The sequence below is a fragment of the Micromonospora globosa genome (assembly GCF_000717585.1).
In the GTDB taxonomy this organism is placed as follows: Bacteria; Actinomycetota; Actinomycetes; order Mycobacteriales; family Micromonosporaceae; genus Micromonospora; species Micromonospora aurantiaca.
Genome location: NZ_JNZR01000027.1, coordinates 143,488 through 169,076 on the forward strand (window position 1 = coordinate 143,488; position 25,589 = coordinate 169,076).

The window sequence follows — 25,589 nt, forward strand, 5'->3', positions numbered from 1 at the left end:
CGGTCAGGACGCCGCGGCGACCGGGTAGCGGGCGCTCTCCAGCGTCCAGTCGACCGTGCCGCGCACGGCGGCGGCCAGCCCGTCGAGATGGCTGGCGACGGCGTCGTCGAGCGTCGGGCCGAACGACGGCGCCGCCGCCAGGAGCGCCGCGAACCGGTCCATCTCGGCCCGCCAGTGCCCCGCGACCAGGTCGACCGCCGCCGGCACCGGCACGCCCCGCTCGGCCGCCGTCGCCAGCACCAGGTTGTGCCCGCCGCCGGTGGCCCGGTCGCGCTCAAGCGAGGCGATGTCGTTGAACCAGGACAGCAGGTCGTTGGCGAGGCCGGCGAGCCGCCGCAGTGCCGGATGGTGGTAGACCGCGTCGGGCAGCGGACGCCCGGACGCGAACTCGATCAGCGGGTACGACACGTACGCCGCCGACGTGGCCCGGCGCAGCCGTACATACTCGGCGACGCCCGGTGGGCGGCCGGACGTGGTGGCGGTGGCCTCCCGGTGGACCCCGTCGAGGTGGTCGGCGACCGCGTCGGCGAAGCGCAGCCGCCACCTGGCCGGCATCCGGCGGCGGGGCTCGCGCCACGCCTGCACCAGCAGCCGGCGCAGCGGGCCGGAGAAGCCCGGGTGGCGGGCACGCGGGCCCTCGCGCAGCAGGGCGAGCGCGCCGTCACGCAACGCGCGGATCTGCGCCGGGGTGAGGCCGTCCCGCCCGTCGCAGGCGTCGTCGACGAGGAAGAACCAGGTGAACAGTGTGGTCAGCACGCGCAGGTCGGGCTCGGTGGCGTCCGGATAGAGGCGCCCGGCGTACCGGGCGAAGCCGGCCCGCGCCAGCCGTCGGCGGGTGTCCGGGTCAGCCGGCAGGCCGAGCCGGTCGACGAGTTCCACCAGCCAGCCCTGCACGTCGTCGGCGTACGGGGAGAGGCGGGGCGGGATCGGGCAGTCGGAGCGGAGCGCCCGCAGCACCGCCGCCGTCATCACCGGCCCCTCCGTGGAAGTGGATCGCCGGTCGAAGAATTTCATGTCGCGGGACGTTCCGTGAACCCTCTGGACATCCCGGGCGGGCCGACCGAAAGGGGGTCGCTGCCCGCCGCCCGCGGCGACCAGGCACGCTTGAGGCATGCGCGAACCATGGGTGGTGGGTGTCTCCGGCGCGTCCGGGACACCGTACGCGGCGGCTGTCGTCCGGGGCCTGCTCGACGCCGGCCAGGCGGTGGACCTGATCGTCTCCCGGGCGGCCCGGCTGACGGTGCTGGACGAGACCGGCCGGCCCTTCCGGGACGCGCACTGGGCCGAGGACCTGGCCGCCTGGCTCGACCGCGACCTCACCGGCGCGGACCTGCGGCACTGGGCCGCCGGTGACCTGGCGGCGGGCCCGAGCAGCGGCTCCTACCCGGTACGCGGCATGGCGGTGGTGCCCGCGAGTACCGCCGCGTGCGCGGGCATCGCGATCGGGCTGTCCAAGGATCTGCTCCAGCGCGCCGCCGAGGTGAACCTCAAGGAACGCCGCCCGGTCGTCGTGGTGCCCCGGGAGACGCCGGTGACCCGCAGTCACCTGGAACATCTCATCGCGCTGCACGACGCCGGCGCGGTGGTGCTGCCGGCCAGTCCGGGCTTCTACGGTGCCGGCGCGGCGGCGTCCGCCGGGCAGCTCGTGGACTTCGTGGCCGGGAAGGTGCTCGACGCGCTCGGTGTCGAGCACACGCTGTTCCGGCGGTGGTCCGGCGAGCTGGCCGCCGGTCGCCGTGAGGCGGATCCGGACTGACCGGCCCGGCTGCGACGTACGGGGCGCGGCCCTCGGCCGGACCGCGCCCCGTACGTTCAGTACATGCCGGCGTTCGCCGGTCCGGGGCCGGTGGAAGCGGTCGGGCCCATGTTGCGGGCCTTGCCCATGTCCTCCGCCTCGTCCAGCATGCCCTCCCCCTCGAGCAGGGCCCGCACCTCGGATTCCCGAAACCGGCGGTGCCCTCCTGGAGTCCGGATACTGCCGATCCGGCCGGCCGCTGCCCATCTGGTCACGGTCTTCGGGTCCACCCGAAACAGCGCAGCGACCTCACCCGGTGTCAGCAGGCGATCTCCAGTGTCCACAGCCCCCTCCTCGCGTCGACGAAGCCCCCGGCTGAACACACTGCCCCCGGCCGGTGCGAGCCCAGAGCCGTCATGAGGGACGTATGGCAATTACAGCACCGGCTACCGGACGTGTCCGCCAAACGCGAAAAACGCACACACTGGGAAGGTTAGGAAATGGTACAGGCGGAGAACCCCCGTGATCGTACGTTTGTGAAGGGTTGATCCACGGGTACCGACAGTGTTCCGTGGTCGCCAAACGGATAGGGTCACTCTCCGTGGACACGATCGACCTGAGCCTCGTGGAGTTGTTGCGAGGCAACGCCCGTCTGTCGTACGCCGAGCTGGCCCGTCAGGTCGGCCTCTCCGCCCCGGCCGTGCACGAGCGGGTCGGCAAGCTGGAGTCCAGCGGCGTGATCCGGGCGTACCGGGCCGAGGTCGAGCCGGAGTCGATCGGGCTCGGCGTCACCGCGCTCATCGGCATCATCGAGGACTCCGACGCGGACACCGACGAGGTGCTGGAGGCGTTCCGCCGCATCCCCGAGATCGAGTCCTGCTACTTCATGGCCGGCGTCGAGTCCTTCCTGCTCAAGGCGCGAGTCGGCACGATCGCCGAGCTGGAGCAGCTGATCGTCCGGCTGAACCGGACGGCGGGTGTGGCGTCCACCCGTACCAGCATCGCCCTGTCGACCAAGTGGGAGAACCGCCCGCAGCCGCTGGAACCGCCCACCGCCTGACGCCTCTGGCCCCGGGCCGGGGGTTGCGGTTACCGTGCGCCGATGACGAGCTCGGTGCGGGGTGCCGCCGTGGTCACAGGAGCGGCCGGCGGGCTGGGGCGGGCCATCGCCGCCGCGCTGCACGCCGATGGGTGGAACGTACTGCTCACCGACGTGGACGCCGGGGCCGTGGCGGCTGCCGCCGCGCCGCTGGGTGGCTGGTCGCGCGCCCTCGACGTACGCGACGAATCCGCCTGCGCGGACGTCGCCGCCGAGGCGGCTGCCGCGCCCGGCGGCCTCGGGCTCTGGGTGAACAACGCGGGCATCCTGGTCACCGGGCCGTCCTGGGCGCACGACGCCCCGACCCGGCGCGCGGTGGTCGAGGTCAACGCGCTCGGCGCGATCAACGGCACGCTCGCCGCCGTCGCGGTGATGCGCGAACAGGGCCGCGGCCACGTGCTCAACGTCGTCTCGCTGGCCGGGCTGATCGCCGCGCCGGGCGAGACGGTGTACGCGGCCAGCAAGCACGCCCTGCTCGCGTTCAGCCTCGGCACTCTGAGCGACCTGCGGATGGCGGGCGTCCGGGGCGTACACGTGTCGTGCCTGTGCCCGGACGGGATCTGGACGCCGATGCTGCACGACAAGCTGGACGACCCGGGAGCGCTGGCGTCCTTCACCGGCTCGCTGCTCACGCCGGAGCGGGTGGCCGCGCGGGCCGTCCGGCTGGCCCGGCGGCCCCGGCCGGTGGTCAGCCTGCCGCGTTGGCGCGGTGCCCAGGTGCGACTCCTGGACGCCTTCCCCCGGCTCGCCCTGGCCCTCACGCCGGTGATCCGGGCCACCGGGCGGGCCGGTCAGCGGCGGCAGGCCCGCCGGGTCCGGGAGAACCCGAGCCCACCTCGCTTGTAACGTTGCCGACGTGACTCATCTCGACCGGTGCGACGAGGCCAGCCGGCGCTGGGTGACCGAGGCCATCGCCACTGTCGAGGCGGACGCCAACCGCTCCGCCGACACCCACCTGCTGCCCTTCCCGCTGCCCCGCGAGTGGGGGATCGACCTCTACCTCAAGGACGAGTCGGTGCACCCCACCGGCTCGCTGAAGCACCGGCTGGCCCGCTCGCTGTTCCTCTACGGGCTCTGCAACGGCTGGATCGGCCCGGACACCACGATCGTCGAGGCGTCATCGGGCTCGACGGCTGTCTCCGAGGCGTACTTCGCCCGGATGCTCGGGCTGCCGTTCATCGCTGTCATGCCCGCCTCCACGTCGCCGGAGAAGATCGCCCAGATCGAGTTCCAGGGCGGACGCTGCCACCTGGTGGACGACCCGTCCAAGGTCGTGGTGGAGGCGCGCTGGCTCGCCGAGGACAGCGGCGGCCGGTTCATGGACCAGTTCACGTACGCCGAGCGGGCCACCGACTGGCGGGGCAACAACAACATCGCCGAGTCGATCTACGCCCAGCTCGCGCTGGAACGGCACCCGGTGCCCGCCTGGATCGTGGTCGGCGCCGGCACCGGCGGCACCAGCGCCACCATCGGCCGCTACGCCCGGTATCGCCGGCTGCCCACCAAGCTCTGCGTGGTGGACCCGGAGAACTCCGCGTTCTACCCCGCCTGGCAGGCCGGTGACTGGTCGGTACGCACCGACCGCGGATCCCGGATCGAGGGCATCGGGCGGCCCACGGTCGAGGCGTCCTTCCTGCCCAGCGTGGTGGACCGGATGGTGCAGGTGCCGGACGCCGCGTCGCTCGCCGCGATGCGGGCCGGCTCGGCGGTGCTCGGCCGCCGCGTGGGCGGCTCCACCGGCACCAACCTGTGGGGCGCGTTCGGGCTGATCGCGCAGATGCGCGCGGCCGGACGTACCGGCTCGGTGGTCACGCTGATCTGCGATCCGGGCGACAGGTACGTCGACACCTACTACTCCGACGAGTGGGTGGTCGCCCAGGGCCTCGACCTCGCCCCGCACCTCGCCACCATCGACCGGTTCCTGACCGACGGCACCTGGCCGACCGCCTGAGCCGGGGCCCCGGCCGGTCAGCGCGGGTCGACCCGCTCGGCCAGCCCCGGGTAACGCACTACGAAGCCGTCCGGGTCGACCTCCAGGTCGGCGGTGAACGTGCCGCTCGCGTACCGGACCCGGCCCGGACCCAGCGAGGTGTAGACCTGCTCGGCGGGCACCACGGCCAGGCCGGGCAGCAGCACCCACGCCACATTCACGGCCGTGGCCAGGTCGGCGGGCAGCCGCCCCAGCCCGATCCGGCGGATCGGCAGCGTGTTCGTCAGCGGGGAACCGCCCAGATCCACGTCGAGCGCCTCGGCCAGCCGGCCCGGGTCGTCGGTACCGGGCAGGCCCGCCGGTGGGTGGCCCGCCGCGCTCAGCGCCGCGTCCAGGTCACCCTCCTCGCCGGTACGCACGCGCCACCCGACCCGGCCCCGCTCCAGGCGTACGCTCCGCGACCAGCCGGCGCCCTCGGACTCGACCTCCAGCCGGTTCGTCGACCAGTCCGGCCCGACAGTCAGGCGGTACCGGCACGTGTACGGGATCGGATCCACGGCGAGCGCCACACCCTGCGCGGTCAGCCCCTGACCGTCGTCGAGCACGACGTGCTCGGAGCCGGCGGTGTCGGTCCGGGCCCAGAAGAGCGACTTCGGCATGGACCGGACGTTACGCGACCCGGCCGTCGGCGGCAGCGGATGCGCGAACGCCGCCGCCGAGCGGGATGTCCCGCTGTTCCCGGGCGTCAGGCCAGCGCTACTGATTACCCCTGCTCGTCGCCCTCTGTGGGGCGGGGCGGCCGGTTGTGGCGGGCCCACTCGTCCACCTCGTCCGCATCCCAGACGTTCATACCGTCGGGCTACTCGTCGTCGTCCGCCGGCCGGGGCGGCCGGTGTTCCCGGATGTACCGCTCGACGTCCCGCTTCAACCAGACCGCGCCGACCGACAGCTCTTGATACGGCGCGGGGAATGCGGGGTGCCGCCGGATCTCGCGGAATCTCGATCTACCCACGCCGAGCATCTTCAAGATCTCACCGGCTGCGACGAGTTCGCCCGGTCCCGTCTCCTTGGTCACGACTTCGAAGGTAGGAGCGGGCTGACCCGACTATGGTGACGCGAACAAATAATCCCACCTATGTAGGCCCGTCAACGTTGACAGGGGGGGCAGGTGGGCGATCTGATGGATCGGGCCCCCCGCCCGGTGGCGAGTTCGCGGCGGACGGGGGTGCCACCTGGACGCCGACCATGCAGGAGGGCCCCGAGTGACCCAGCGCCACGCTCCGCTGAAACCCCTTTGGGTCTGTACGGCAGACCTGCTCAACTGGCCCTGCGAGAACGCCAAGGTCGAGTTGGTCGCTGACTACGAGCACGACCGGCGCCACCTCGCCGTCGATCTGGCTGCCCTGATGCGGCAGGCAACCGATGACCTGACCAGGCTCTACTCCGAGCCGCCGGACCCCGCCGAGATGCACATCCGGTTCCTGGGCTGGCTGCGGTCGGTGCGCAATGTCTGACCCGATCGGCACCGGGCTGCTGCTGGCCGCCGTCATCGCCCAGGCGTTCGGCTGCTGGGTCGCCTGGTCGTGGGGCCGGTCCGCTCGGCGCAGCCTCCGGCAGACCATCGACAAGACCATCCCCACGCCCCCGCCCGGTTGGCGGCCTCGTCATCGCCTGTCGCTGTGGAATGAGCCGACCCGGCGGTATCCCGTCCTCACACCGCGCAGCTAGAACGGGAGCCGACATCACCCCAGACGCACCGCCGCCGCCGAGCGGGTGCTCGGCGGCGGCGGTGGGTGCGCTCAGATCAGTGGGTACGTGCCGGCGGGCGCCCGCCGAAGCCGCGCCTGTCGTCCCGGCCCCGCCCCTCGGCCCGGAAACCGCCGGCCCGGCGCTCGGCCGGACGCGCGTCGCCCCGGTCACCGAAACGCCGCTCGGCGTGCGGGCGGTCGTCCTGGCGCCGGTCACCGAAGCCGCGCGAGCCGCTCGGCCGGTCGTCGTACCGCCGCTCGTCGCGGTCGTACCCGCGTCCGGTCGCCGGTCGCTGCCGGTCCCCGTACGGCCGGTCGGCCCGCTCGCCGAAGCGCTCGCCGCGCTGGCCGCGGTCGTCGGACCGCTGCTCGCCGAAGCTCCGGCCGTCGGACCGCCGGTCGCCGAAGCTGCGCTCGCCCCGGTCGCCGAAGCTGCGGTCGTCGCGGCGCTCCGGCCGTCCGAAGCGGCGCTCGCCGCCGGATCGCTCGCCCGAGTAGCGCTCACCCGCCGGCCGGTCGCCGAACCGGCGGTCACCGCCGCGGTCCGCGAACCGGTCGCCGGACCGCTCGCCCGCGGGCCGGTCGCCGTAGCGGCGCTCGCCCCGGCCGTCGCGGTCGCCGAACCGGCGCTCGCCACGGTCGGAGAAGCCGCCCCGGCCGCCCCGGTCGAAGCCCCGGCCGTCGCGGTCGCCGAAGCGGCGCGAGCCGCCGCCGCGTCGCGGCTCCGGCTCGTCCCGCACCGGTACGCCGCTGGGCTCGCGCGCGCCGGTCAGCTCGGCCAGCGCCTCGTCGCCCGCCCGGACCCGGGTCTCGGCCGGCTCGACGCCCGCCTTCTCCATCATGGCCAGAGTGGTGCGGCGCTGCTTGGGCAGCACCAGCGTCGCCACCGCGCCCGACTCGCCGGCCCGAGCCGTACGGCCGGCCCGGTGCAGGTAGTCCTTGGGGTCCTTCGGCGGGTCCACGTGCAGCACCAGCGAGACGCCGTCGACGTGGATGCCGCGGGCCGCCACGTCGGTCGCGACCAGCACGGGCGTTCGGCCCTCGCGGAACTCGGCGAGCGTCTTGGTACGCATGCGCTGCGTCTTGCCGCCGTGCAGCCCACCGGCCCGCACACCGACGGCCGCGAGCTGCTCGACCAGCCGGTCCACGCCGAGCTGCGTACGGGCGAACAGCATGGTGCGGCCCTCACGGGCGGCGATGGACGCGGCGACCGCGAACTTGTCGTGCGGCGGGATCAGCAGCAGGTGGTGATCCATCGTGGACACGGCGGCGGTGGCCGGCGCGGTCGAGTGGGTGACCGGGTCGGTCATGAACCGCTTGACGAGCGTGTCGACGTCGTTGTCCAGAGTGGCCGAGAACAGCAGCCGCTGCGCGTCCGCCGGAGTCTTCGCCAGCAGCTGGGTGACCTCGGGCAGGAAGCCCATGTCCGCCATCTGGTCGGCCTCGTCCAGCACGGTGATCTCGACGTCGTCGAGGCGGCACACGCCGCGCTCGATCAGGTCGCCGAGCCGTCCCGGGGTGGCCACGACGATCTCCACGCCGCGGCGCAGCGCGTCGATCTGCCGGTCGTACGGCACACCGCCGACGGCGGTCTTCAGGAACACGCCGACCGCCTTGCCGAGCGGCATGAGCGCGTCGTTGACCTGCATGGCCAGTTCACGGGTGGGGACCAGGACCAGGGCGCGCGGGTGCAGCGGCCGGGCCCGGTTGCGGTCGGCGAGCCGGGCGATCACCGGCAGGCCGAAGGCGAGCGTCTTGCCCGAGCCGGTCTGGCCCCGGCCGAGGACGTCGCGGCCCGCGAGCGAGTCGGGCAGCGTGGCCCGCTGGATCTCGAACGGGGTGGTGATGCCCTGCCGGGCGAGCACCTCGACGACCTGCCGGGGCAGGCCGAGCGAGGCGAAGTCGACGGTGTCGGGCGTCGAGTCGACGGACGGGGACGTGCTGGATTCAGCGAACGTGGTCAAGAAATACCTCTCGAGCGGGGCGCATCTTCGCGATGGCCCGCCGCGGCCTGTCACGCCGCCGAATCGCCCGCAAGATCGCCCATGGGCGCGCAGTCGGGGCGCGCCGGGTCAGTGATCGGAGACAAGTGTACGGCGCATCGCCGACTCCGCCACGGCAACGCGAAGCCGTAGTGGGCGGGCTCACCCCTGTCACTCGATGAGCATGGTCCCGGTCAGGCTGCTCAATGCGTCGTTGGCCAGGAAGACCACGAGCAGGCTGATCGCGATGAGCATGGTCAGCGCGACGGCCAGCACGATGATCACCTTGGTGTTGCCGCCCCGGGCCGCCGGGCTCTCCTCGGACCAGCCCTGGGCCAGGATGTGCCCGGTCAGCGATCCGGAGTTCTCCAGAGGGTTGCCCTGCGGGAACGACACGGTGGCGAACCCGGGCCCGTCGGTCCCGCCGTACGCGGTGCCGGCGAGATCCGGGCCGGCGGGCTGGGGGCGTACCGGACGGGTCGTGTCGGCGTCGCGGGCGGGCGTGGCCGGCGGCGGCCAGGTCGGCAGCGCCGGGGCCGGCACCACTGGCGGCGGCGGTGCCGACACGGGTGCGGCGGCCCACGACGGCAGCGCACCGTCCGGCGTGCCGGGCGTGGCCGGCGGGCCCGGCACGGCGGCCCGCGCGGGCGGGAACGACGGGCCGGGCGCCGGGGCGGGGAACAGCGGCGCGGGCAGTGGGCCCGGCCCGCCGGTCATCGCCGGTGGCGGCGGGAACGGCGGCGCGGGCATCGGACCCGGCGGGGGCGGGGGCGGGGGTACGGGCGGACCCGGCGGCGGTACCGGCGGCCCGGGGATCGGTGGCACCGGTCCGGGCGTCGGCGTCGGCGGGGCGGGTGCGGGCGGCGTGGGCAGGGGTGGCGTGGGCCGGAGCGGTGGTTCCGGCTCGGGTACCGGCGGCGCGGGCGACGGTGGCGTCGGACCGGGCACCGGGGTCGGCGCCGGCTCGGGCTCGGGGCCGTTCGGCGCCGGGGGCTGCGCGGGCTCCGGCGGCTGGACCGGCTCCGGCGGTTCCGGGTTCACCGGACCGGCCCGGTAGACGGTGGCGGCGGCGGGCGGCGCGGCCACCACGGAGGCGGCGACCTCCTCGGCGGAGACACGGCTCAGGCCGGGTACCGATGCGCTGGCCCGCGCGGGTGCGGATCCGGCCTGCTCAGCGGGTGTGGAAGAGCCGGTGAGCGGGGCCGGGCGGCCGGCTGCGGAGGCCGGCGCCGCGTTCGGCGGAGACTCGGCCGAACCGGCTGCCGAGGACGGGGAGTCGTCCTGCGGCCCGACGGCGGTCCCGTCCGCCTGCTCGGCCGGTGCGGTGTCGCGGTCCGGTGCGGCGTCGGCCGGTGCTGCCGCGTCCGCGGTTGCGACGGGCGGCGTGGGCACGCGTGCGGAACCGGAGACGCGGGGTGCCGGGATGGCGGCCGGAGCACTGCCGGGCGTACCCGGGGAGGCGTCGCCGTCGGCCTCCGCGGCGGCGGGCTGGGACGTCGCCTGGCGTTCGCCCACGGCGAAGGCGGACCAGCTGGACGGCGGCACGGTGGCACCGGGGAGGCGCCGGTCCAGCGGCGGTGGGGTGTCCGCCGGGGTGGCCGCCCGGTACGTCGTGGGACCGGCCTGCGGCAGCGGCTGCTCGTCACCGGCGGGCGGCGGCACGGCCGAGCCCGCGACCGACACCCGCGCCCGCGCGACGGCTATCGGCCCGGGTGGGGCCGAACCGTGGTCGTCGTCGTCGCCGGCCGGGTCGGCGGGGTCGGGCGTCGGTCCCGGGTGGACCTTCTCCGCCGGAACGTCCTGCTCGCCCATCTCGCCCCTCCGCACCCACGCTCGCCTCCGGCCGTGGCGCCGACCGGAAGTGCCTGGATCTCACCGTGCCACATTCCGGCCCGGGAGCACAGCCGGAGCGGCGGTTGGGTCAGTCGGTGCTGCTGCTCGGGCTGGCGGAGCCGCTGCCGGACGTGCTGCTCGACGGCGCGGCGCTGCTGCTGCTCGGCGCGGCGCTGCTGGTCTCCGGCTCGGCGCTCGCGCTCTGGCTCGGCGTCGGGTCGGGCGAGTCGGTCGGGCTCGGCGGCGGCGTACTCGGCGCCGGGCTGGACGTCGTCGGCTTCGGCGTCGGCGTGGTGGGCTTCGGCGTGGTCGGCGTCGGCTTGGGCGTGGTCGACGGCTTGGGCGTGGTGGGCGTCGGCTTGGGCGTGGTCGACGGCTTCGGCGTGGCCGGCACGGTCGGCGGCGGGACCGGGGTGGCCGGGGCGGGTACGGCGCCGATCACCCGGGTCGCGGCGTAGAGCCGGGACCAGCGGACCACCGAGATCTTGACGACGTCCCCGGTCCGCGGCGCCTCCACCATCTTGCCGTTGCCGATGTACATGGCGACGTGGTGGACGCTGGTCCAGCTGCTGCTGGAGGCGAAGAACAGCAGGTCGCCGGGGAGCAGGGCGTTCGGCGAGACGGTGCGGGAACGGGTCGCGAAGTACTGGTCCTTGGCGACGCGGGGCAGGCCCCGGTAGCCGGCCGCCTGGTAGGAGGCGAGCATCAGGCCGGAGCAGTCGAACCGGTCCGGGCCCTCGGCGGCCCACAGGTAGGGGTCACCGAGCTGGGCGAGGGCGTAGCGCACGGCGGCGAGCGCCCGCGGGTCCGCCACCAGGCCGTCGATGCTCTGATCGACCACGTACGAGGTGCCGAGCCGCTGCTCGGCGGCGTCCGCCAGGCGCTCGATCTCCAGGAGATTGGCCGCGTTCTCCTTGCGCAGCGCGACGAGCGCGGTTTCCTGCTTGCGCAGGTCGGCCTCGGCGCGGGTGAACGCGGTGGTCTGCTCGGTGGCCCGGCGCTGGGCCGACTCGTGTGCCTTCCGGGCGGCCTCCTCGGCGCTGGTGGCCCGGAGGAGTTCGCCGGTCACCGACGTGGTGGCGCCCTCGGCCTTGTCGCCGCGGGTGATGCGCTGGAGGTTGGCGAAGTCGCGCAGGCTGGCGCCGAACTCACCGGGCGGCAGCGCCGCGTCGGCCTTCACGGCGTCGGCGGCGGCGCTCTTGGCGTTGTCCTGGGCGCGGGTGAGCGCGTCCTGGGCCTCCTTGAGCCGGGCGGCGGACTGGGTCAGCTCGGTCTGTGCGGCGTCCCGCTCGGTCTTGATCCGGAGCAGTTCCTCGCCGAGGAGGGTGACCCGGGCGTCGAGCTGGTTGATCTGGGCGATCAGCGGGCCGTCGGCCGGGTTGGTCACGCCGGTGGTGCCCGGCAGGCCCGCAGTGCCGCCCGGGGTGGTGACGCCGGGCAGGCCCGGGACGGTGCCGGGGAGGCCGGGAACGGCACCCGGTACGCCGGGGACGGTGCCGGGTACGCCGCGGACGGCGCCGGACGAGCCGGGCAGTTGCAGGGGGCCGGTGACCTGGGGCCGGGAGCCGGTGTCGGGTACGACGTCGGGCAGCGGGTCGGCCCAGGCGGGTGTGGCGAGCGCCGCGGCCGCGACCGCCCCCAGAAGGGCGGACCAGAGCGCCGGGCGCAGGATCGGTGAGATCACCGGCTGCCGTCCTCGTCGCCGTCGGGCCTTGGTGCTGTGAGCCATACCGCTCCCCGTCCGGTCTGGGGTCCGTCACGTGATTGGGGCGTGTCGGGACAGGACGGCCCTGGTGTGTGTTCCGCCCCACCCTGTCTTACCTCACGGTTGCGACGATGTCGATGTGCGGAGCGTGACGGCCGGTGAACCGGCGCGACCACGTCGGCGGCCGGTCGGACCCGCGACGTACGCTCGATCGGGAACCCAGGTGGAAGGACGTGGCTTTCGGATGGACGCCGGACTCAAGCGCGAACTCGAGGCGAAGGTGTACGCGGGGGAGCGGCTGACCCGCGAGGACGGCATCGCCCTCTACGCCAGCGACGACCTGACCTGGCTGGGCCGGCTGGCCCACCACAGGCGTACGGAGCTCAACGGCGACCGGGTGATGTTCAACGTCAACCGGCACCTGAACCTGACGAACGTCTGCTCCGCGTCGTGCGCGTACTGCTCGTTCCAGCGCAAGCCGGGCGAGAAGGACGCCTACACGATGCGCATCGACGAGGCCGTCCGCAAGGCCAAGGAGATGGAGGACGAGCAGCTCACCGAGCTGCACATCGTCAACGGCCTGCACCCGACGCTGCCCTGGCGCTACTACCCGAAGGTGCTGCGCGAGCTGAAGGCCGCGCTGCCGAAGGTCAACCTCAAGGCGTTCACCGCCACCGAGGTGCAGTGGTTCGAGAAGATCAGCGGGCTCACCGCCGACGCGATCCTCGACGAGCTGATGGACGCCGGCCTGGAGTCGCTCACCGGCGGTGGCGCGGAGATCTTCGACTGGGAGGTCCGGCAGCACATCGTCGACCACAACTGCCACTGGGAGGACTGGTCGCGCATCCACCGGCTGGCCCACTCGAAGGGCATGAAGACGCCGTCGACCATGCTCTACGGCCACATCGAGGAGCCCCGGCACCGGGTCGACCACGTGCTGCGGCTGCGTGAGCTGCAGGACGAGACCGGCGGTTTCCAGGTCTTCATCCCGCTGCGCTACCAGCACGACTTCGTCGACTCGGCGGACGGCAAGATCCGTAACCGGATCCAGGCCCGGACCACGATGGCCTCGCCGGCCGAGTCGCTCAAGACGTTCGCGGTCTCCCGGCTGCTGTTCGACAACGTGCCGCACGTCAAGTGCTTCTGGGTCATGCACGGGCTGTCGGTCGCGCAGCTCTCGCTGAACTTCGGCGTCGACGACCTGGACGGCTCGGTGGTCGAATACAAGATCACCCATGACGCCGACTCGTACGGCACGCCGAACACCATGCACCGCGACGACCTGCTGCACATGATCTGGGACGCCGGCTTCCGTCCGGTCGAGCGGAACACCCGCTACGAGATCGTCCGCGAGTACGACGGGCCGCCGTCGCTGGCGGAGCGCCGGTCCGAGCCGCAGCAGGTCTGGGCCTGACCTGGCGATGAGCGACGAGGAACAGCAGCGCGGCTTCCCCCGGCGCGACGCCGAAGGCCGCATCCTCACCCTCGGTGACCTGCTCGGGGTGAGCCTGGCCGGCCTGGTCATCGGGGTGCTGGCGCTGCTGGTCTTCGAGTTCGCGTTCGCCACGGTCGGCGACAGCGGCTTCGGGGGTACGAACGGCTGGCTCGCGGTGATCCTGCCGCTCTGGTTGTTCTGGGACGAGTTCCGGGCCTGGGAGTTCGGCGCCGCCCGGGTGGTGGCCGCGCTGGCCGGTCTCGGGCTCGGCATCGTCGCCGGTCTGCTGGCCGCGGGCCTGGCCTCCGGGCTGCCCGCGCTGTTCACCGGCGCGTTGGCTGCGGCGGTGTTCACCGTGGTCTACGCCGTCATCTGGTTTCATGGCGTGCACTGGCTGGCCCGGCGTACGGGCTGAGGCACGGAGAGAGTGGGAATGCGGGAATGAGCGCGGCGGTCAAGTACACGCTGGGCCGGGTCGGGCTGTTCGTCGCCGTGCTGGCAGCCCTCTGGTTCGTCGAGATGAACATGTTCCTGCGGCTGATGGTGGCGCTGATCTCCTCCGCCGCGCTGTCGTTCTTCCTGCTGCGCAACTGGCGGGACGAGATGGCCGGCGAGATGGCGGAGGCGTCGGAGCGGCGGCGCGCGGAGAAGGACCGGCTGCGCTCGGCGCTCGCCGGTGACGACGAGCCGGGCGCCGAGCCGGACGCCGAGCGCCGCGACGGCTGAGCGGACGGACGAAGGGCCCGGCGCCGGACACGGCACCGGGCCCTTCACCGGTCAGCCGAACCGTTCACCGGCCGGCCGGGCCGTTCACCAGTTGGTCGAGCCCGGGACGACCGGCCACGGCCGGTTGGCCGGCTTGATCAGGTACGCGATGCCGCCGGAGCCGGAGGCCACCGTGCCGTTGGCCCGGTAGCGCTTGGTACGCAGCCAGATCTGCTCGAACTGCTCCCGCTTGTAGACGTTGCGGACCGCGTCGTTCGACGAGGACGCCGGGTCGTTGACGATCACGTCGCCGTCGGCGGTGAAGCCGACGATCACGAACAGGTGCCCGGAGGTGCCGTAGTTGGCCCCGTCCAGCTCGCTGGCGAGGAACGACTGCGAGGTCACCACCGGGATGCCCGCCTTGATGAACCGTTCCGCCTCGTCGAGCGAGTGCAGCCGGGTGACCCGCGCCTCCAGGCCGGGGAAGCTCGACGCGTACGCGGTGTTGAACGGCCAGTTGCCGGCGCCCTCGTACTCGTAGTCGTAGGTCATCCGGGCGGCGTGGTCGACAGTCGGGTCGGGGTAGGAGGGGTCGACCCACGAGGTGTCCTCGGCCGAGGGCTTGCGGCCCCAGTACTCGACCACCATCTCCGTCGAGGTGGGCGAGCACCACGCCTCGCCGCCGCCGTCGTACTCGGGGTACTCGCCGATGTGGATGTTCTGCGAGTAGCGCGGCACGGCCAGCTCGGTGCCCCAGGCGATGCCGCCCCGGCTCGGGGTGACGGTGAACCGGTCCGGGACGTTCGACGCCATCGCGCCGACCATCCGGACCTGCGGCGCGGCGGCCTGGCCGGGCGCGCGGTAGAGCGTCAGCCGCAACTGGTACGAGCGCAGCAGCACCCCCGCGTCGGCGTCGTCGACCGAGAACGTGTCGGTCCAGATGCTCGACCACGGGTCGCCCTGGCCGTCCAGCGTGGAGCGCTTGATGTCCTGGTCGCCGGAGGCCCAGCGGCCCATGACGTACCACGGGGTCTGTGCCCCGGTGTTGTACGTGCCGTGCAGCTCGACCTGGATCCAGGTGCCGGCCGGGGTGGCGGCGTTCCACGACGCGACCATCTCGGTGGCGTCGAAGCCGATCCGCCGCTCGGGCGAGGTCCAGGTGGCGTACTCCCAGGTGCGGGTCGTGCCGGTGTGCTCGTCGGTGAACTCGGTGGTGCCCGCCGGGCGGCCGATGGTCAGCGCCGGGTGGCGGCCCGGTACGGCGCGGGTGCCCTGGTGGGAGCCGCTACGCCAGTCGGGGAAGCGGGAGAAATCCTGAAAGGTGATCTGTTCGTCGTGCGTGACGCCCGGTCGCGGGGCTTGTGCCTGGACCGGTGCGCTGGTGGCGAGGAGGGTGAGCGCGGTGAGGCCGGCGAGGGCGGCCGCGCGCATGGGTCGTCCGAACATGGCAGCTCCACAGGGAGACGGCATCGTTGCCGTTCACTGTCGCGCTTGGCGGGAAGTTTCGCCAGATGTTCAGGCGTAGAAAATCATTGCCGAAGTGACGATCAGGTCGGGATGACCCAAGGCAAAGACAGATATTGATATGACCATGTGTCTCCTGGTGGAGTGTGCGGACAACGGGATCTCCCGTACCCCCAGGAGGTTGTCCATGGCCTTCCGCTCCTCTCCGCTCCGCCGCCGGCTGGCGCTCGCCGCCGTCATCGGCCTGACCATCGTCACCGCGGCCGCCGCGCCCGCCGTCGCCCGGCCCGCACCGGAAGGCTCCGGTGAGCCGGCCACCGTCGCCTACCGGGTGCTCGGCCCGCGTACGGCGGCCGACCGCACCGCCGTCGCCTCCACCGGCGCCGCGATCGACTACTCCGAGCACGGCGTGCTGCACGTCACGGCGACCAAGGCCGAGGCCAACGCGATCACCCGGCTCGGATTCCGGCTCGAGAAGGACGTCGTGCCGGAGCACAACCACGCCGACGGGGGCATGACCGCCAACGCGTTCCCGCCCGCCGACTCGAACTACCACGACTACGCCGAGCTGACCGCGGTGGTGAACAAGGTGGTCGCCGACCACCCGACGATCGCCCGCAAGCTGAGCATCGGCACGTCGTACCAGGGCCGGGACCTGATGGCGGTGAAGATCTCCGACAACGTCGCCACCGACGAGGCCGAGCCGGAGATCCTGTTCAACGCCCAGCAGCACGCCCGTGAGCACCTGACCGTCGAGATGGCGATCTACCTGCTCAACCTCTTCACCGACAACTACGGCAGCGACTCCCGGATCAGCAGCATCGTCAACTCCCGGGAGATCTGGATCGTCCCCACAGTCAACCCGGACGGCAGCGAGTACGACATCGCCACCGGCTCCTACCGCTCCTGGCGCAAGAACCGGCAGCCCAACAGCGGTTCGACAGCCATCGGCACCGACCTGAACCGCAACTGGGCCTACCAGTGGGGCTGCTGCGGCGGCTCGTCCGGCACCAAGTCGTCGGACACCTACCGGGGCCCGTCCGCCTTCTCCGCCCCGGAGACCGCGGCGCTGCGCAACTTCGTCAACAGCCGGGTCGTCGGCGGAGTGCAGCAGATCAAGGCGAACATCGACTTCCACACCTACTCGCAGCTGGTGCTCTGGCCGTACGGATACACGTACAGCAACACCGCCACCGGGATGAACACCGACCAGTACAACACCTTCGCCACCATCGGGCGGCAGATGGCGGCGACGAACAACTACACCCCGGAACAGTCGAGCGACCTCTACATCGCCGACGGCACCAGCATCGACTGGATGTGGGGCGCCCACAAGATCTGGGCGTACACCTTCGAGATGTACCCCGGCTCGGCCTCCGGCGGCGGCTTCTACCCGCCGGACGAGGTGATCCCGGCGCAGACCTCACGCAACCGGGAGGCCGTGCTGATCCTGTCCGAGTACGCCGACTGCCCGTACCGGGCGATCGGCAAGCAGAGCCAGTACTGCTGACCTCACCACCGGGCGGGAACCCCGGTTCCACCCCCGCCGGGGTTCCCGCCCACCCCGCCCGTCCGGACGATCTCCGCTGGTCGTGCGCTACCGTGGCACCGACCGTGCCACAGCGAAGCCGGTGTGAAACCGGCGCTGTCCCGCAACTGTGATGCCCCGTACGCGCGGCGCCGGCCTTCCGCCGGCGCCGACGGACGTGGGACGAGCCAGGTCGCCTGAGGCCCGGTCGCGACACGCGCTCTCGAGGAAGGGCGCCTCGCGGACGGGCCTTTCCCCTGTCGGCGAAGCACCACACTCCTCGACCGACAGGAGGCCCCATGTCCCGACGTACCCCCCGGCTCTTCGCCACCGCGCTCGCGGCCGGCGTGCTGCTCCTCGGCGGCTGCGCCGAGAAGACCTCGACCGACACCCCCGCCGCCGGCGGCTCCGGCGGCGCGTTCCCGGCCACAGTCGGCAAGCTGACGCTGGAGAAGCGGCCCGAGAAGATCGTCTCGCTCTCGCCGACCTCCACCGAGATGCTGTTCGCCATCGGCGCAGGCAAGCAGGTCACCGCCGTCGACGACCAGTCGAACTACCCGGCCGAGGCGCCCCGTACCGACCTGTCCGGCTACCAGCCGAACGCCGAGGCCGTCGCCTCCCGCAACCCCGACCTGGTGGTGATCTCCGACAACCTCAACAAGATCGCCGACCAGCTCGTCGCGCTGAAGATCCCGGTTCTGCAGATCCCCGCCGCGGCCACGCTCGACGACACGTACCGGCAGCTCACCGACCTGGGTACGCTCACCGGCCACCGGTCCGAGGCGGACGCCGTGGTGCAGAAGATGAAGGACGACATCACCGCGCTGACCAAGGACCTGCCGAAGCGTACGGAGAAGCCGACCTACTACCACGAGCTGGGCCCGGAGCTGTACAGCGCGACCAGCAAGACCTTCATCGGCACCATCTACGCGCTCGCCGGCCTGGAGAACATCGCCGACGCGTCCGACGCCGACGGGAAGAACGGCGGCTACCCGCAGCTCTCCCAGGAGGTCATCGTCAAGGCGAACCCCGACTTCGTCTTCCTCTCCGACACCAAGTGCTGCAAGCAGAGCGCCGACACGGTGAAGGCGCGCAGCGGCTGGTCCGGCATCACCGCCGTGAAGAACAACCAGATCGTGGAGCTGGACGACGACATCGCCTCGCGCTGGGGCCCGCGCGTGGTCGAACTGCTCAAGGTGATCGTCGACGCCACCGCCAAGGTCCCGGCCTGACCGTGGCCCTACGACAGGCGGAATCCGCCCCGAACCCGGCCGGGACGCCCGACGCGCCCCGGCCGGGTGCCCGGCTGCTGTCCCGGCCGGGGCGGCGTGGGGCGCGCGGCGCGGCCGGTGCCCCGATCCGGCCCGCCGGGCTGCGCAAGCGCTGGCTGTTCGCCGGTGTCGTGGCGGTGCTCGTCGCGCTGGTCGCGGGCGTCTCGCTCGGCCCGGTCAGCCTGCCGCCCGGCAGCGTCGCGGCCGAACTGCTCAACCTGCTGCCCGGGGTGCACCTGGACAGCGGGCTCACCGAGCGGGAAGTCGCGATCATCACCGAGCTGCGGCTGCCCCGGGTCGTGCTCGGCCTGCTCGTCGGCGCGCTCCTCGCCCTGGCCGGCGGCTGCTACCAGGGCGTCTTCCGCAACCCGCTGGCCGACCCGTACCTGCTCGGCGTGGCGGCCGGAGCCGGATTCGCGGTCACCGCGGCGATCGTGCTCGGCGCCGGTGCGGGCGGGGCGCTGACCGGGCTGCCGATCACCATTCCGCTGGCTGCGTTCGTCGGGTCGCTCGGCGCGGTCGTGCTGACGTACCTGCTCGGCGCCGCCGGTGGCCGGGACCGGTCCCCGGCCACGCTGATCCTGGCCGGGGTGGCGGTGTCGGCGTTCTTCGCCGCCGGGCAGACGTACCTGCTGCAACAGCACTCCGACAACATCCAGCAGGTCTACTCCTGGCTGCTCGGACGGCTGGCCACCGCCGGCTGGCACGACGTGTGGCTGGTCCTGCCGTACTTCGTGCTCACCTCCGTGGTGGTGCTGCTGCACCGGCGTGAACTGGACGTGCTCTCCGTCGGCGACGACGAGGCCGCCGGACTCGGCCTGCACCCGCAGCGCTCCCGCTACCTGCTGATCGCCGCCGCGTCGCTCGGCACCGCCGCCGCCGTGTCCGCGTCCGGGCTGATCGGCTTCGTCGGCATCATCGTGCCGCACACCATGCGGCTGCTCGCCGGTTCCAGCCACCGGGTGATCCTGCCGCTGTCGATGCTGTTCGGCGGCGCGTTCCTCGCCCTGACCGACGTGGTCGCCCGGACCGCCGCCGCACCCGCCGAGATCCCGATCGGCGTGGTCACCGCGCTGCTCGGCGGCCCGTTCTTCGTACTGGTCCTGCGTACCGCCCGCCGGGTGGCGATGTGAACGCCCCCGCGGTGCGCGTCCACGACCTGCGCGTCGCCCTCGGCGGCACGCCGGTCCTGGCCGGCGTCGACCTCACAGTCACGGCGGGCGAGTGGGTCACAGTGATCGGACCCAACGGCGCCGGCAAGTCGACGCTGTTGCGCGCCGTCGGCGGCCTGCTCACCGGCCCGGGCGAGGTGGCCCTCTTCGGTACGCCGATCGGCGCGCTGCGTCGCCGCGACCGCGCCCGGATCGTGGCCACAGTGGCGCAGTCCCCTGTCGTACCGATCGGCATGTCGGTGTTCGACTACGCGCTGCTCGGGCGCACCCCGTACATCCCGCCGCTGGGCCGCGAGTCCGCCGCCGACCTGGCCGCCGTGCACGAGGTGCTGGACCGGCTCGACCTGGGTCCGTTCGGCCACCGCGAGCTGGCCACCCTCTCCGGCGGCGAGCGGCAGCGCGTCTTCCTGGCCCGGGCGCTGGCCCAGGGCGCCACCCTGCTGCTGCTCGACGAGCCGACCAGCGCGCTGGACATCGGGCACCAGCAGGAGGTGCTGGAACTGGTCGACCAGCTCCGCCGCGCACACGGGCTCACAGTGCTCGCCACCATGCACGACCTCTCCATCGCCGGCGAGTACGCCGACCGCCTGGTCCTGCTCGCCGACGGCCGGGTGGCTGCCGCCGGGCCGCCCGAGGAGGTGCTCACCGAGGAGTTGCTGGCCCGTCACTACCGTGCCCACATCCGCGTCATCCCCGGCGACCACGGCCCCTTGGTGGTCCCCGTCCGCCCCACCTGACCCCTCACCCCACCCTCCCGCGCCGTTGATCTTGCACTTCAGGCCCCGGCAAAAGGTGCATATATCGCGTCGGGAGGACCGTAACTGCAAGATCGACGGGCCGGGCGACGGCCCTGCTGCTGAACTGTCCACGCCAGTGTTCGCCGTCTCGAATCCCGGATCAGCGTCCCGGCTGCCCCGGCCTCTCCCCGGCGATCTTGCAGTTCAGGCCCCGGCAAAAGGTGTGTATGCCGCATCGCGAGGGCCGTAACTGCAAGATCGACAGCGGTGCCGGGCGGGCGCGGGCGGGACCGGGGGCGGTGCGGGCGCGGGGGTGGGTCAGCGCAGGGTGGAGACGGAGAACAGGGCGCCGTCGGGGTCGCGCAGGGCGGCGCTGCGTCCGGCCGGGTTGTCGCGCGGCGGGACGAGGATGGTGCCGCCCAGCTCGGCGGCCCGGGCGGCGGTGGCGTCGGCGTCCTCCACCGCGAAGTACACCGCCCAGTACGCGGGCAGGTCCTCCGGCATCGGCTCGGCCCGGGGCAGCATCCCGGCGACGATCCGGGCGCCGCAGCGCCACCCGGTGTACGCGACCGGTCCGGCCGGGCGCTCCTCCGGATGCCAGCCGAAGACCAGCGCGTAGAACTCCTTCGCACCCTCCGGGTCGGGCGTGACCAGCTCGTTCCAGCACATCGCGCCCGGCGCGTTGTACAGCTCGGCCCCGCGCATCGCCATCGGCTGCCACACGCTGAACACCGCGCCGGCCGGGTCGGCGAGCACCGCCATGCGGCCCTGCTGCGCGACGTCGAACGGGGATACGACCACCTGCCCGCCGGCCGCCTCCACCCGGGTCGCGACCAGGTCGGCGTCGTCGGTCGCCACGTACGTGGACCAGACCGGCACCTGGTCCGGCGTACCGGGTGGCCCGGCCCCGGCGACCGCCTTGCCGTCCTTGCGGAAGACGGTGTAGCCGCCGGCCTCCGGTTCGGGGGAGATCTCTCCGGTCCAGCCGAACAGCTCGGGGTAGAACCGTCGGGCGTCGTCCAGACCGGGCGTGGCCAGGTCCGTCCAGCAGGGCGTGCCGGGCTCGACGCCGTTCACGGTGACCCCTCTCGCCGGGGGCGGCCCGCTCGCCCGCCCTGTCGGCATCGTGGCACCGCCGGGTCGGCCACCGGGCCGGAACCGGACAAAAGGTCAGCTGAAGCGGCGTCCCTCGTCCCGCCGGTACGCCCAGCCGGCGAGCGCGGCGAGCACCAGCACCCAGACCACGAGCATCACCAGCGCCCGGGTGTCCGGCCGGAAGTCGGTGACCGCCGCCCAGATCAGTTCCACGGCGCCCCGGGTCGGCAGGTAGGGCGCGATCGCCTTGATGAAGCCGGGCGCGTCGTCCGGCCCGGAGAGCAGGCCACCGCCGAACGCGAGCGGGAAGAAGATCACCTGCGCCACCACGATCGCGGCCTTGCTCGGCAGCGAGTAGCCGATCGCCAGGCCGAGCAGCGTGAACGGCACCGAGACCACGGCGACCGCGCCCAGGCCGAGCAGGAACTGCACCGCGCTGACCCGGGCGTCGGTGGCGACCGCCGCGATCACCACCACCGGGATCATCGAGACGTAGGTCAGGACCACCCCGGCCAGGATCCGCCCGGCCAGCCGCGGCGCCGGTCCGGTCGGCAGGGTCCGGGTGTACGGGTTCCAGGGCTGGTCGCGGTCCTCGGAGACGCCTACGCCGTACTGGAAGATGTTGGCGGTCATCACCGCGAAGGTCACCATGGCGGCGGTGGCGTAGGTGGCGCCGACCGGATCGTCGCCGGCGAACGGCACCACGAAGAAGAGCATCGAGGCGGCGGGGAAGAACGCGCTGCCCACCACCGCCACCGGCACCCGGATGATCTCCAACAGGTGGTAGCGGGCGTGGATCAGGGCGAGCGGCACGGCGGTCTCCTAGGCAGGGGTGGGCGCGGGCCGGTCGTCGGCCGTGATGGCGAGGAACGCCTCCTCCAGCGAGGTGGGCCGGACCTCCAGATCGTGGAACGGCACCCCGGAGGTGACCAGGTCGCGGACGAGCTGGTCGGCGTCGGTGGTGAGCAGGTGCACCCGCCCGTCGGCGCGTTCGGTGGTGACCACGCCCGGCAGCGCCGGCAGGTCGTCGGCGACCAGGCTGACCCGGCGTACGCCGACGATCCCGCGGATCGCCGCCACCGAGTCGTCGGCGAGCACCCGCCCGTGGCCGATCACCACCACCCGCTGCGCGAGTGCCTCCACCTCCTCCAGGTAGTGGCTGCTCAGCAGCACGGTGCCACCGTCGGCGTGGAAGCCGCGGATCGCGTCCCAGAGCGCGTGCCGTGCCTCCACGTCGAGGCCGGTGGTCGGCTCGTCGAGCACCACCAGCCGGGGACGGCCGACGAACGCCAGCGCCACGGCGAGCCGGCGACGCTGCCCGCCGGAGAGGCCGCCGGTCTGCCGGCGGACCTGGTCGGCGAGGCCGAACCGGTCGAGCAGCTCGCCTCGCGGCACCGGGTCGGGGAAGTGCGCGGAGACGAAGTCGACCACCTCGCCGACCCGCAGCGTGCCGGGCAGGCCGGTCTCCTGCGGGGTGACCCCGAGCTGCCGCCGGCTCGCCGGGTCGCGCGGGTCGCCGCCGCACAGCTCGACCCGGCCGGCGGTGGGGCGGCGCAGCCCGACCAGCAGGTTGATCAGCGTGCTCTTGCCGGCGCCGTTCGGCCCGAGCAGGCCGACCAGCTCGCCGGCCCGGACGGTCAGGTCGACCCGGTCCAGCGCCAGCACGTCGCCGTAGCGGCGGCTGACCTGTTCGGCCTGGGCCAGGATCATCGGCGATCTCCTCGGGCGGAAGGGCTGTGCCTCCCCTGTCTACCGTGCGCCCGCCAGCCGCGCTGTCCCCTGACCGGGTGCTCGCATCCCCTAGTCTGGTGGCGCCGTCGACGACGGTGGAAGTTCCGACCGGACACTGGGGAGGGTCCGTGACCAGTCCGAGCAGGAATCTCGACGTCCAGCCGGAGGCGCTGAGGTCGTTCGCCGCCGCCTCCCGGGACCGGGCCGGCCGGTTCCGCGAGCTGGAGCGGGCCTTCCGCGACGGCCACGTGGCCCGGCACTCCTTCGGCGTCATGCCCGCGTCGTTCAGCCTCGCCGCCGCGTACGAGCAGCAGTTCGAGGCGTGCCTGGAAGGGCTGGCGGACGGAGCCGAGGTGATGGCCGACATCGCCGAAGGGCTCGACGACACCGCGGAGGCCTACACCGGCACGGACGTGGCGAACACCGACATGTTCAAGCCGGGCGTCTGAGGGGGCGGGATGAGCACCGAGGCGCTGCAGCGCAACAAGACCTACTTCGAGCAGATCGTGTCGGGCACGCCCGACCCGTTCAAGCCGCTGTCGAACGCGGTGCTGTGGCCGTTCGAGCAGCTCCTGGAACTGGTCGCCGGTGAGCCGGACGATCTGATGCGGGCGGCCCAGCTCGCGCTGACCACCGGGGAGGCGGTCCGGCGGATCGCCGGGGACCAGGTCGCCGACCGGGCCCGGCTGCGCGGCGCCTGGGACGGCGACGCGGCGGACAAGTTCCACGCCTCGATGGAGTCGGTCGAGGAGGCGATCGAGGAGCTGGCGAAAGGCCTGGACGGCACCAAGGAGGTGCTGGTCGATGCGGCGAACGCCGCTGTGGACGCCTTCAACCTGCTGGTCGAGCTGATTCTGGAGTTCCTGCTCTGGTTCCTGACCGAGGTCATCATCGCCGCCGTGGCGGCCGTGTTGAGCGCCGGTGTGACACTGGCGGCCACTGTGGTGCGCGTGCTGGCCCGGCTGGCCACCACCGTCGGCCGCATGGTCAAGATCGTGGCCCGGTTCGCGGAGATCCTCACCAAGCTGGTCACCAAGCTGGAGAAGGTCGCCGAGCTTCTCATGCGCTACCGCCGGGTGGTGCTGGAGCTGCGGCAGGCCAAGAAGGCGTACCGGGCGTGGAACAAGTCCGGCTACACCAGGGAGGCGTTCGCGTTCAAGATCAAACGCGCTGCGATCCTCTTCCCCGGCAAGTTCGCCATCAACCAGGCGTCCCCGGTGAACATCCCGGGCATCGGCGGCGCCCTGCTCGACACCGGGATGGGCCTGCACGACGTCTCCGACGGGCGCAAGGACCGCAACTACCTGGTGGACGGCACGTACCGCGAGGATCTCGGCCCGTACACCAACGGCGTGCAGAACGTGTTCGACTCGATCGTGAACTGAGAGGCAGCAATGACGTTCCCGGCCCTGGACCGGATCGAGGCGCTGGCCCGCAACCTGGACGGGTGGCAGCGCGAACTCGGCGCGCGGATGGCCGAGCTGGAGCAGAGCAGCGCCGAGGGGGTGAGCGACTCCGGCCTGGTCACTGTCGTGGCCGCGGCCGACGGCAAGATCCTCTCCACCGACATCAACGCACGGGCCATGCGCTTCGACTCGTACACGCTCGCCGAGGAGATCACCTCGGCGGCGAACCGGGCGCAGGAGGCCGCCGCCGCCCGCGTACGCGAGATCGTCGGCGAGGTGATGGGCAACGCGCCGGGTGCGGAGCGCCCCGCCGACGACGGCTACGGCCACGACCGATACTGAGCCGATGGACGAGACCAGATACCGCGACCGGATCGGCCTGCTCGTCGAGCCGGGCGAGCGTGTCCTGGCCCACGCCAAGGCCGACGTCGGCCAGGGGCTCGCTCCGGCGCCGCCGCCCGAGCCGGAGTCCACTGCCGAGCCGAGCCGGCGGACGATCGGCTCGGTGCTGCTCAACGTGCTGCTGCCACTGGCCACCTGGGACCGCGGCGACCGCCTGGTCGACGCGATCGGCTGGGGGATCGCCGGACGCGGCGCCCCCGGCACCGCCGCCTCCCGCCTACATCGCGCGCTCCGCCCGCCCCGGCCCGACCTCCAGGTCCGGGAGACGCTGCTCGCGGTCACCGAGCGGCGGTTGCTGGTCTGCCGCACCGGCGGGGTCAAACTGCTCGCCGGGCGCGAGGCCGAGGAACGCGCGCTGGCCGAGACCGCCGTGGCGTGGTCGGCCGCGCGCGGCGAGATCGCCTCCGCGCGGGTGGGATGGCACCGGCTCAACCCGAAGCGGCTGCGGATCGACTTCACCGACGGCTCCTGGTTGTCGTTCACCGTGCCGATCGCCGAGTCCGGCCGTCCGCTGCGCGAGGTCGCCGCCGCGCTGTCCGCCTGACCGGACCCGCCCCGCCGGGCCCGCGGCGGGCCGTCGAGGACCGCGGTCGGCCGTCCACGTCCGCGCG

At 73.0% G+C, this 25,589-nt stretch carries 27 protein-coding genes, 1 pseudogene and 1 riboswitch; of the genes and pseudogenes, 17 read left to right on the plus strand and 11 right to left on the minus strand.

Annotated elements, in window-relative coordinates; all coding sequences use genetic code 11:
* Positions 1 to 3 precede the first annotated feature (3 nt).
* The gene (locus IF06_RS0123240; RefSeq protein WP_030273544.1) at positions 4 to 969 is read right to left on the minus strand and encodes a terpene synthase family protein; all 966 of its coding nucleotides are present in this window, start codon (positions 967 to 969) and stop codon (positions 4 to 6) included.
* Positions 970 to 1,111: 142 nt separating this feature from the next.
* On the opposite strand from IF06_RS0123240, the gene IF06_RS0123245 reads away from it, so the two are divergent.
* Positions 1,112 to 1,756 carry a UbiX family flavin prenyltransferase gene (locus IF06_RS0123245; RefSeq protein ID WP_030273546.1) on the plus strand — a complete coding sequence of 215 codons (645 nt, stop codon included), beginning with the start codon at positions 1,112 to 1,114 and terminating at the stop codon, positions 1,754 to 1,756.
* Between the two features lie 56 nt (positions 1,757 to 1,812).
* Here the strand turns inward: IF06_RS0123245 and IF06_RS0123250 are convergent, their stop codons facing one another.
* Positions 1,813 to 2,079, minus strand: coding sequence for a BldC family transcriptional regulator (locus tag IF06_RS0123250; protein WP_013473529.1), 267 nt, complete (start codon positions 2,077 to 2,079; stop codon positions 1,813 to 1,815).
* Positions 2,080 to 2,336: 257 nt separating this feature from the next.
* On the opposite strand from IF06_RS0123250, the gene IF06_RS0123255 reads away from it, so the two are divergent.
* From IF06_RS0123255 to IF06_RS0123265, 3 genes are read left to right on the plus strand one after another with little or no spacing between them, the layout of a single operon-like run.
* Positions 2,337 to 2,795 (plus strand): Lrp/AsnC family transcriptional regulator, encoded by a 459-nt coding sequence (locus tag IF06_RS0123255; protein WP_013283556.1) that lies wholly within the window; start codon positions 2,337 to 2,339, stop codon positions 2,793 to 2,795.
* Between the two features lie 42 nt (positions 2,796 to 2,837).
* Positions 2,838 to 3,680, plus strand: coding sequence for an SDR family NAD(P)-dependent oxidoreductase (locus IF06_RS0123260; protein WP_030273548.1), 843 nt, complete (start codon positions 2,838 to 2,840; stop codon positions 3,678 to 3,680).
* 10 nt (positions 3,681 to 3,690) lie between these two features.
* Positions 3,691 to 4,785, plus strand: coding sequence for a PLP-dependent cysteine synthase family protein (locus IF06_RS0123265; RefSeq protein WP_013283558.1), 1,095 nt, complete (start codon positions 3,691 to 3,693; stop codon positions 4,783 to 4,785).
* A 17-nt stretch (positions 4,786 to 4,802) separates the two neighbouring features.
* On the opposite strand, the gene IF06_RS0123270 is transcribed toward IF06_RS0123265, so the two are convergent.
* Complete coding sequence (locus tag IF06_RS0123270; protein ID WP_013283559.1) at positions 4,803 to 5,423, minus strand: putative glycolipid-binding domain-containing protein; 621 nt, start codon at positions 5,421 to 5,423, stop codon at positions 4,803 to 4,805.
* Between the two features lie 200 nt (positions 5,424 to 5,623).
* Positions 5,624 to 5,839, minus strand: coding sequence for a helix-turn-helix transcriptional regulator (locus IF06_RS32300; protein ID WP_036311366.1), 216 nt, complete (start codon positions 5,837 to 5,839; stop codon positions 5,624 to 5,626).
* A 187-nt stretch (positions 5,840 to 6,026) separates the two neighbouring features.
* Between IF06_RS32300 and IF06_RS0123285 the strand changes: the two genes are divergently transcribed.
* Positions 6,027 to 6,278 carry a hypothetical protein gene (locus IF06_RS0123285; RefSeq protein WP_013283561.1) on the plus strand — a complete coding sequence of 84 codons (252 nt, stop codon included), beginning with the start codon at positions 6,027 to 6,029 and terminating at the stop codon, positions 6,276 to 6,278.
* A complete protein-coding gene (locus IF06_RS0123290) occupies positions 6,271 to 6,492 on the plus strand; it encodes a hypothetical protein (protein ID WP_013283562.1) in 222 nt (73 codons plus the stop codon). Before IF06_RS0123285 ends, IF06_RS0123290 begins: the two co-directional genes overlap by 8 nt.
* A gap of 76 nt (positions 6,493 to 6,568) precedes the next feature.
* Here IF06_RS0123290 and IF06_RS0123295 read toward each other — a convergent pair whose 3' ends face one another.
* From IF06_RS0123295 to IF06_RS0123305, 3 genes are all read right to left on the minus strand, one after another.
* The gene (locus IF06_RS0123295) at positions 6,569 to 8,476 is read right to left on the minus strand and encodes a DEAD/DEAH box helicase (RefSeq protein ID WP_030273551.1); all 1,908 of its coding nucleotides are present in this window, start codon (positions 8,474 to 8,476) and stop codon (positions 6,569 to 6,571) included.
* 189 nt (positions 8,477 to 8,665) lie between these two features.
* Entirely contained in the window at positions 8,666 to 10,306 is a 1,641-nt protein-coding gene (locus tag IF06_RS0123300; RefSeq protein ID WP_030273553.1) for a hypothetical protein, read from the minus strand.
* Between the two features lie 109 nt (positions 10,307 to 10,415).
* A complete protein-coding gene (locus IF06_RS0123305; protein ID WP_198039680.1) occupies positions 10,416 to 12,056 on the minus strand; it encodes a C40 family peptidase in 1,641 nt (546 codons plus the stop codon).
* 220 nt (positions 12,057 to 12,276) lie between these two features.
* Here IF06_RS0123305 and mqnE point away from each other — a divergent pair, with 220 nt between their 5' ends.
* Genes mqnE through IF06_RS0123320 form a run of 3 tightly spaced genes read left to right on the plus strand, consistent with a single transcriptional unit; the run spans position 12,277 to position 14,193 of the window.
* Positions 12,277 to 13,446 carry an aminofutalosine synthase MqnE gene (gene mqnE / locus IF06_RS0123310; protein ID WP_013283566.1) on the plus strand — a complete coding sequence of 390 codons (1,170 nt, stop codon included), beginning with the start codon at positions 12,277 to 12,279 and terminating at the stop codon, positions 13,444 to 13,446.
* 7 nt (positions 13,447 to 13,453) lie between these two features.
* Positions 13,454 to 13,882, plus strand: coding sequence for a hypothetical protein (locus tag IF06_RS0123315; protein WP_030273557.1), 429 nt, complete (start codon positions 13,454 to 13,456; stop codon positions 13,880 to 13,882).
* A gap of 26 nt (positions 13,883 to 13,908) precedes the next feature.
* On the plus strand, positions 13,909 to 14,193 hold the full coding sequence (locus IF06_RS0123320) for a DUF4229 domain-containing protein (protein ID WP_013283568.1): 285 nt from the start codon (positions 13,909 to 13,911) through the stop codon (positions 14,191 to 14,193).
* 84 nt (positions 14,194 to 14,277) lie between these two features.
* Here the strand turns inward: IF06_RS0123320 and IF06_RS0123325 are convergent, their stop codons facing one another.
* Positions 14,278 to 15,618 carry a C39 family peptidase gene (locus IF06_RS0123325; protein WP_030273559.1) on the minus strand — a complete coding sequence of 447 codons (1,341 nt, stop codon included), beginning with the start codon at positions 15,616 to 15,618 and terminating at the stop codon, positions 14,278 to 14,280.
* A gap of 205 nt (positions 15,619 to 15,823) precedes the next feature.
* Here IF06_RS0123325 and IF06_RS0123330 point away from each other — a divergent pair.
* From IF06_RS0123330 to IF06_RS0123345, 4 genes and pseudogenes are all read left to right on the plus strand, one after another.
* A pseudogene (locus tag IF06_RS0123330) lies at positions 15,824 to 17,143 on the plus strand (M14 family metallopeptidase); the annotation flags it as partial.
* Between the two features lie 120 nt (positions 17,144 to 17,263).
* A riboswitch (cobalamin riboswitch) is annotated at positions 17,264 to 17,357 on the plus strand.
* A gap of 106 nt (positions 17,358 to 17,463) precedes the next feature.
* Positions 17,464 to 18,396, plus strand: a complete 933-nt coding sequence (locus IF06_RS0123335) for an ABC transporter substrate-binding protein (protein ID WP_013473539.1) — start codon at positions 17,464 to 17,466, stop codon at positions 18,394 to 18,396.
* Positions 18,397 to 18,473: 77 nt separating this feature from the next.
* A complete protein-coding gene (locus IF06_RS0123340; protein WP_369752213.1) occupies positions 18,474 to 19,568 on the plus strand; it encodes a FecCD family ABC transporter permease in 1,095 nt (364 codons plus the stop codon).
* On the plus strand, positions 19,565 to 20,344 hold the full coding sequence (locus tag IF06_RS0123345) for an ABC transporter ATP-binding protein (protein ID WP_030273563.1): 780 nt from the start codon (positions 19,565 to 19,567) through the stop codon (positions 20,342 to 20,344). The genes IF06_RS0123340 and IF06_RS0123345 overlap by 4 nt, the downstream gene beginning before the upstream one ends.
* Before the next feature lie 318 nt (positions 20,345 to 20,662).
* Here IF06_RS0123345 and IF06_RS0123350 read toward each other — a convergent pair whose 3' ends face one another.
* The 3 genes from IF06_RS0123350 to IF06_RS0123360 all read right to left on the minus strand — a co-directional run bounded on the left by IF06_RS0123350 (position 20,663) and on the right by IF06_RS0123360 (position 23,149).
* Complete coding sequence (locus IF06_RS0123350; RefSeq protein ID WP_030273565.1) at positions 20,663 to 21,421, minus strand: VOC family protein; 759 nt, start codon at positions 21,419 to 21,421, stop codon at positions 20,663 to 20,665.
* A gap of 93 nt (positions 21,422 to 21,514) precedes the next feature.
* On the minus strand, positions 21,515 to 22,252 hold the full coding sequence (locus IF06_RS0123355; protein WP_013283575.1) for an ABC transporter permease: 738 nt from the start codon (positions 22,250 to 22,252) through the stop codon (positions 21,515 to 21,517).
* 9 nt (positions 22,253 to 22,261) lie between these two features.
* Positions 22,262 to 23,149, minus strand: coding sequence for an ABC transporter ATP-binding protein (locus tag IF06_RS0123360; protein WP_013283576.1), 888 nt, complete (start codon positions 23,147 to 23,149; stop codon positions 22,262 to 22,264).
* 149 nt (positions 23,150 to 23,298) lie between these two features.
* Between IF06_RS0123360 and IF06_RS0123365 the strand changes: the two genes are divergently transcribed.
* From IF06_RS0123365 to IF06_RS0123380, 4 genes are read left to right on the plus strand one after another with little or no spacing between them, the layout of a single operon-like run.
* A complete protein-coding gene (locus IF06_RS0123365) occupies positions 23,299 to 23,619 on the plus strand; it encodes a type VII secretion target (RefSeq protein WP_013283577.1) in 321 nt (106 codons plus the stop codon).
* Between the two features lie 9 nt (positions 23,620 to 23,628).
* Positions 23,629 to 24,555 (plus strand): WXG100 family type VII secretion target, encoded by a 927-nt coding sequence (locus IF06_RS0123370; RefSeq protein ID WP_013283578.1) that lies wholly within the window; start codon positions 23,629 to 23,631, stop codon positions 24,553 to 24,555.
* Between the two features lie 9 nt (positions 24,556 to 24,564).
* Positions 24,565 to 24,918: a YbaB/EbfC family nucleoid-associated protein gene (locus IF06_RS0123375; RefSeq protein WP_013283579.1), complete on the plus strand. Its 354-nt coding sequence runs from the start codon at positions 24,565 to 24,567 to the stop codon at positions 24,916 to 24,918.
* 4 nt (positions 24,919 to 24,922) lie between these two features.
* Positions 24,923 to 25,522: a hypothetical protein gene (locus tag IF06_RS0123380; protein ID WP_013283580.1), complete on the plus strand. Its 600-nt coding sequence runs from the start codon at positions 24,923 to 24,925 to the stop codon at positions 25,520 to 25,522.
* Positions 25,523 to 25,589: the final 67 nt, after the last annotated feature.

Coding starts and splice junctions, on each gene's coding strand:
- mqnE (WP_013283566.1), top strand. CDS start 12,277: ATGGACGCCGGACTCAAGCGCGAACTCGAGGCGAAGGTGTACGCGGGG.
- IF06_RS0123320 (WP_013283568.1), top strand. CDS start 13,909: ATGAGCGCGGCGGTCAAGTACACGCTGGGCCGGGTCGGGCTGTTCGTC.
- IF06_RS0123305 (WP_198039680.1), bottom strand. CDS start 12,056: ATGGCTCACAGCACCAAGGCCCGACGGCGACGAGGACGGCAGCCGGTG.
- IF06_RS0123315 (WP_030273557.1), top strand. CDS start 13,454: ATGAGCGACGAGGAACAGCAGCGCGGCTTCCCCCGGCGCGACGCCGAA.
- IF06_RS0123245 (WP_030273546.1), top strand. CDS start 1,112: ATGCGCGAACCATGGGTGGTGGGTGTCTCCGGCGCGTCCGGGACACCG.
- IF06_RS0123240 (WP_030273544.1), bottom strand. CDS start 969: ATGACGGCGGCGGTGCTGCGGGCGCTCCGCTCCGACTGCCCGATCCCG.
- IF06_RS0123370 (WP_013283578.1), top strand. CDS start 23,629: ATGAGCACCGAGGCGCTGCAGCGCAACAAGACCTACTTCGAGCAGATC.
- IF06_RS0123300 (WP_030273553.1), bottom strand. CDS start 10,306: ATGGGCGAGCAGGACGTTCCGGCGGAGAAGGTCCACCCGGGACCGACG.
- IF06_RS0123260 (WP_030273548.1), top strand. CDS start 2,838: ATGACGAGCTCGGTGCGGGGTGCCGCCGTGGTCACAGGAGCGGCCGGC.
- IF06_RS0123380 (WP_013283580.1), top strand. CDS start 24,923: ATGGACGAGACCAGATACCGCGACCGGATCGGCCTGCTCGTCGAGCCG.
- IF06_RS0123335 (WP_013473539.1), top strand. CDS start 17,464: ATGTCCCGACGTACCCCCCGGCTCTTCGCCACCGCGCTCGCGGCCGGC.
- IF06_RS0123290 (WP_013283562.1), top strand. CDS start 6,271: ATGTCTGACCCGATCGGCACCGGGCTGCTGCTGGCCGCCGTCATCGCC.
- IF06_RS0123360 (WP_013283576.1), bottom strand. CDS start 23,149: ATGATCCTGGCCCAGGCCGAACAGGTCAGCCGCCGCTACGGCGACGTG.
- IF06_RS0123375 (WP_013283579.1), top strand. CDS start 24,565: ATGACGTTCCCGGCCCTGGACCGGATCGAGGCGCTGGCCCGCAACCTG.
- IF06_RS0123270 (WP_013283559.1), bottom strand. CDS start 5,423: ATGCCGAAGTCGCTCTTCTGGGCCCGGACCGACACCGCCGGCTCCGAG.
- IF06_RS0123325 (WP_030273559.1), bottom strand. CDS start 15,618: ATGTTCGGACGACCCATGCGCGCGGCCGCCCTCGCCGGCCTCACCGCG.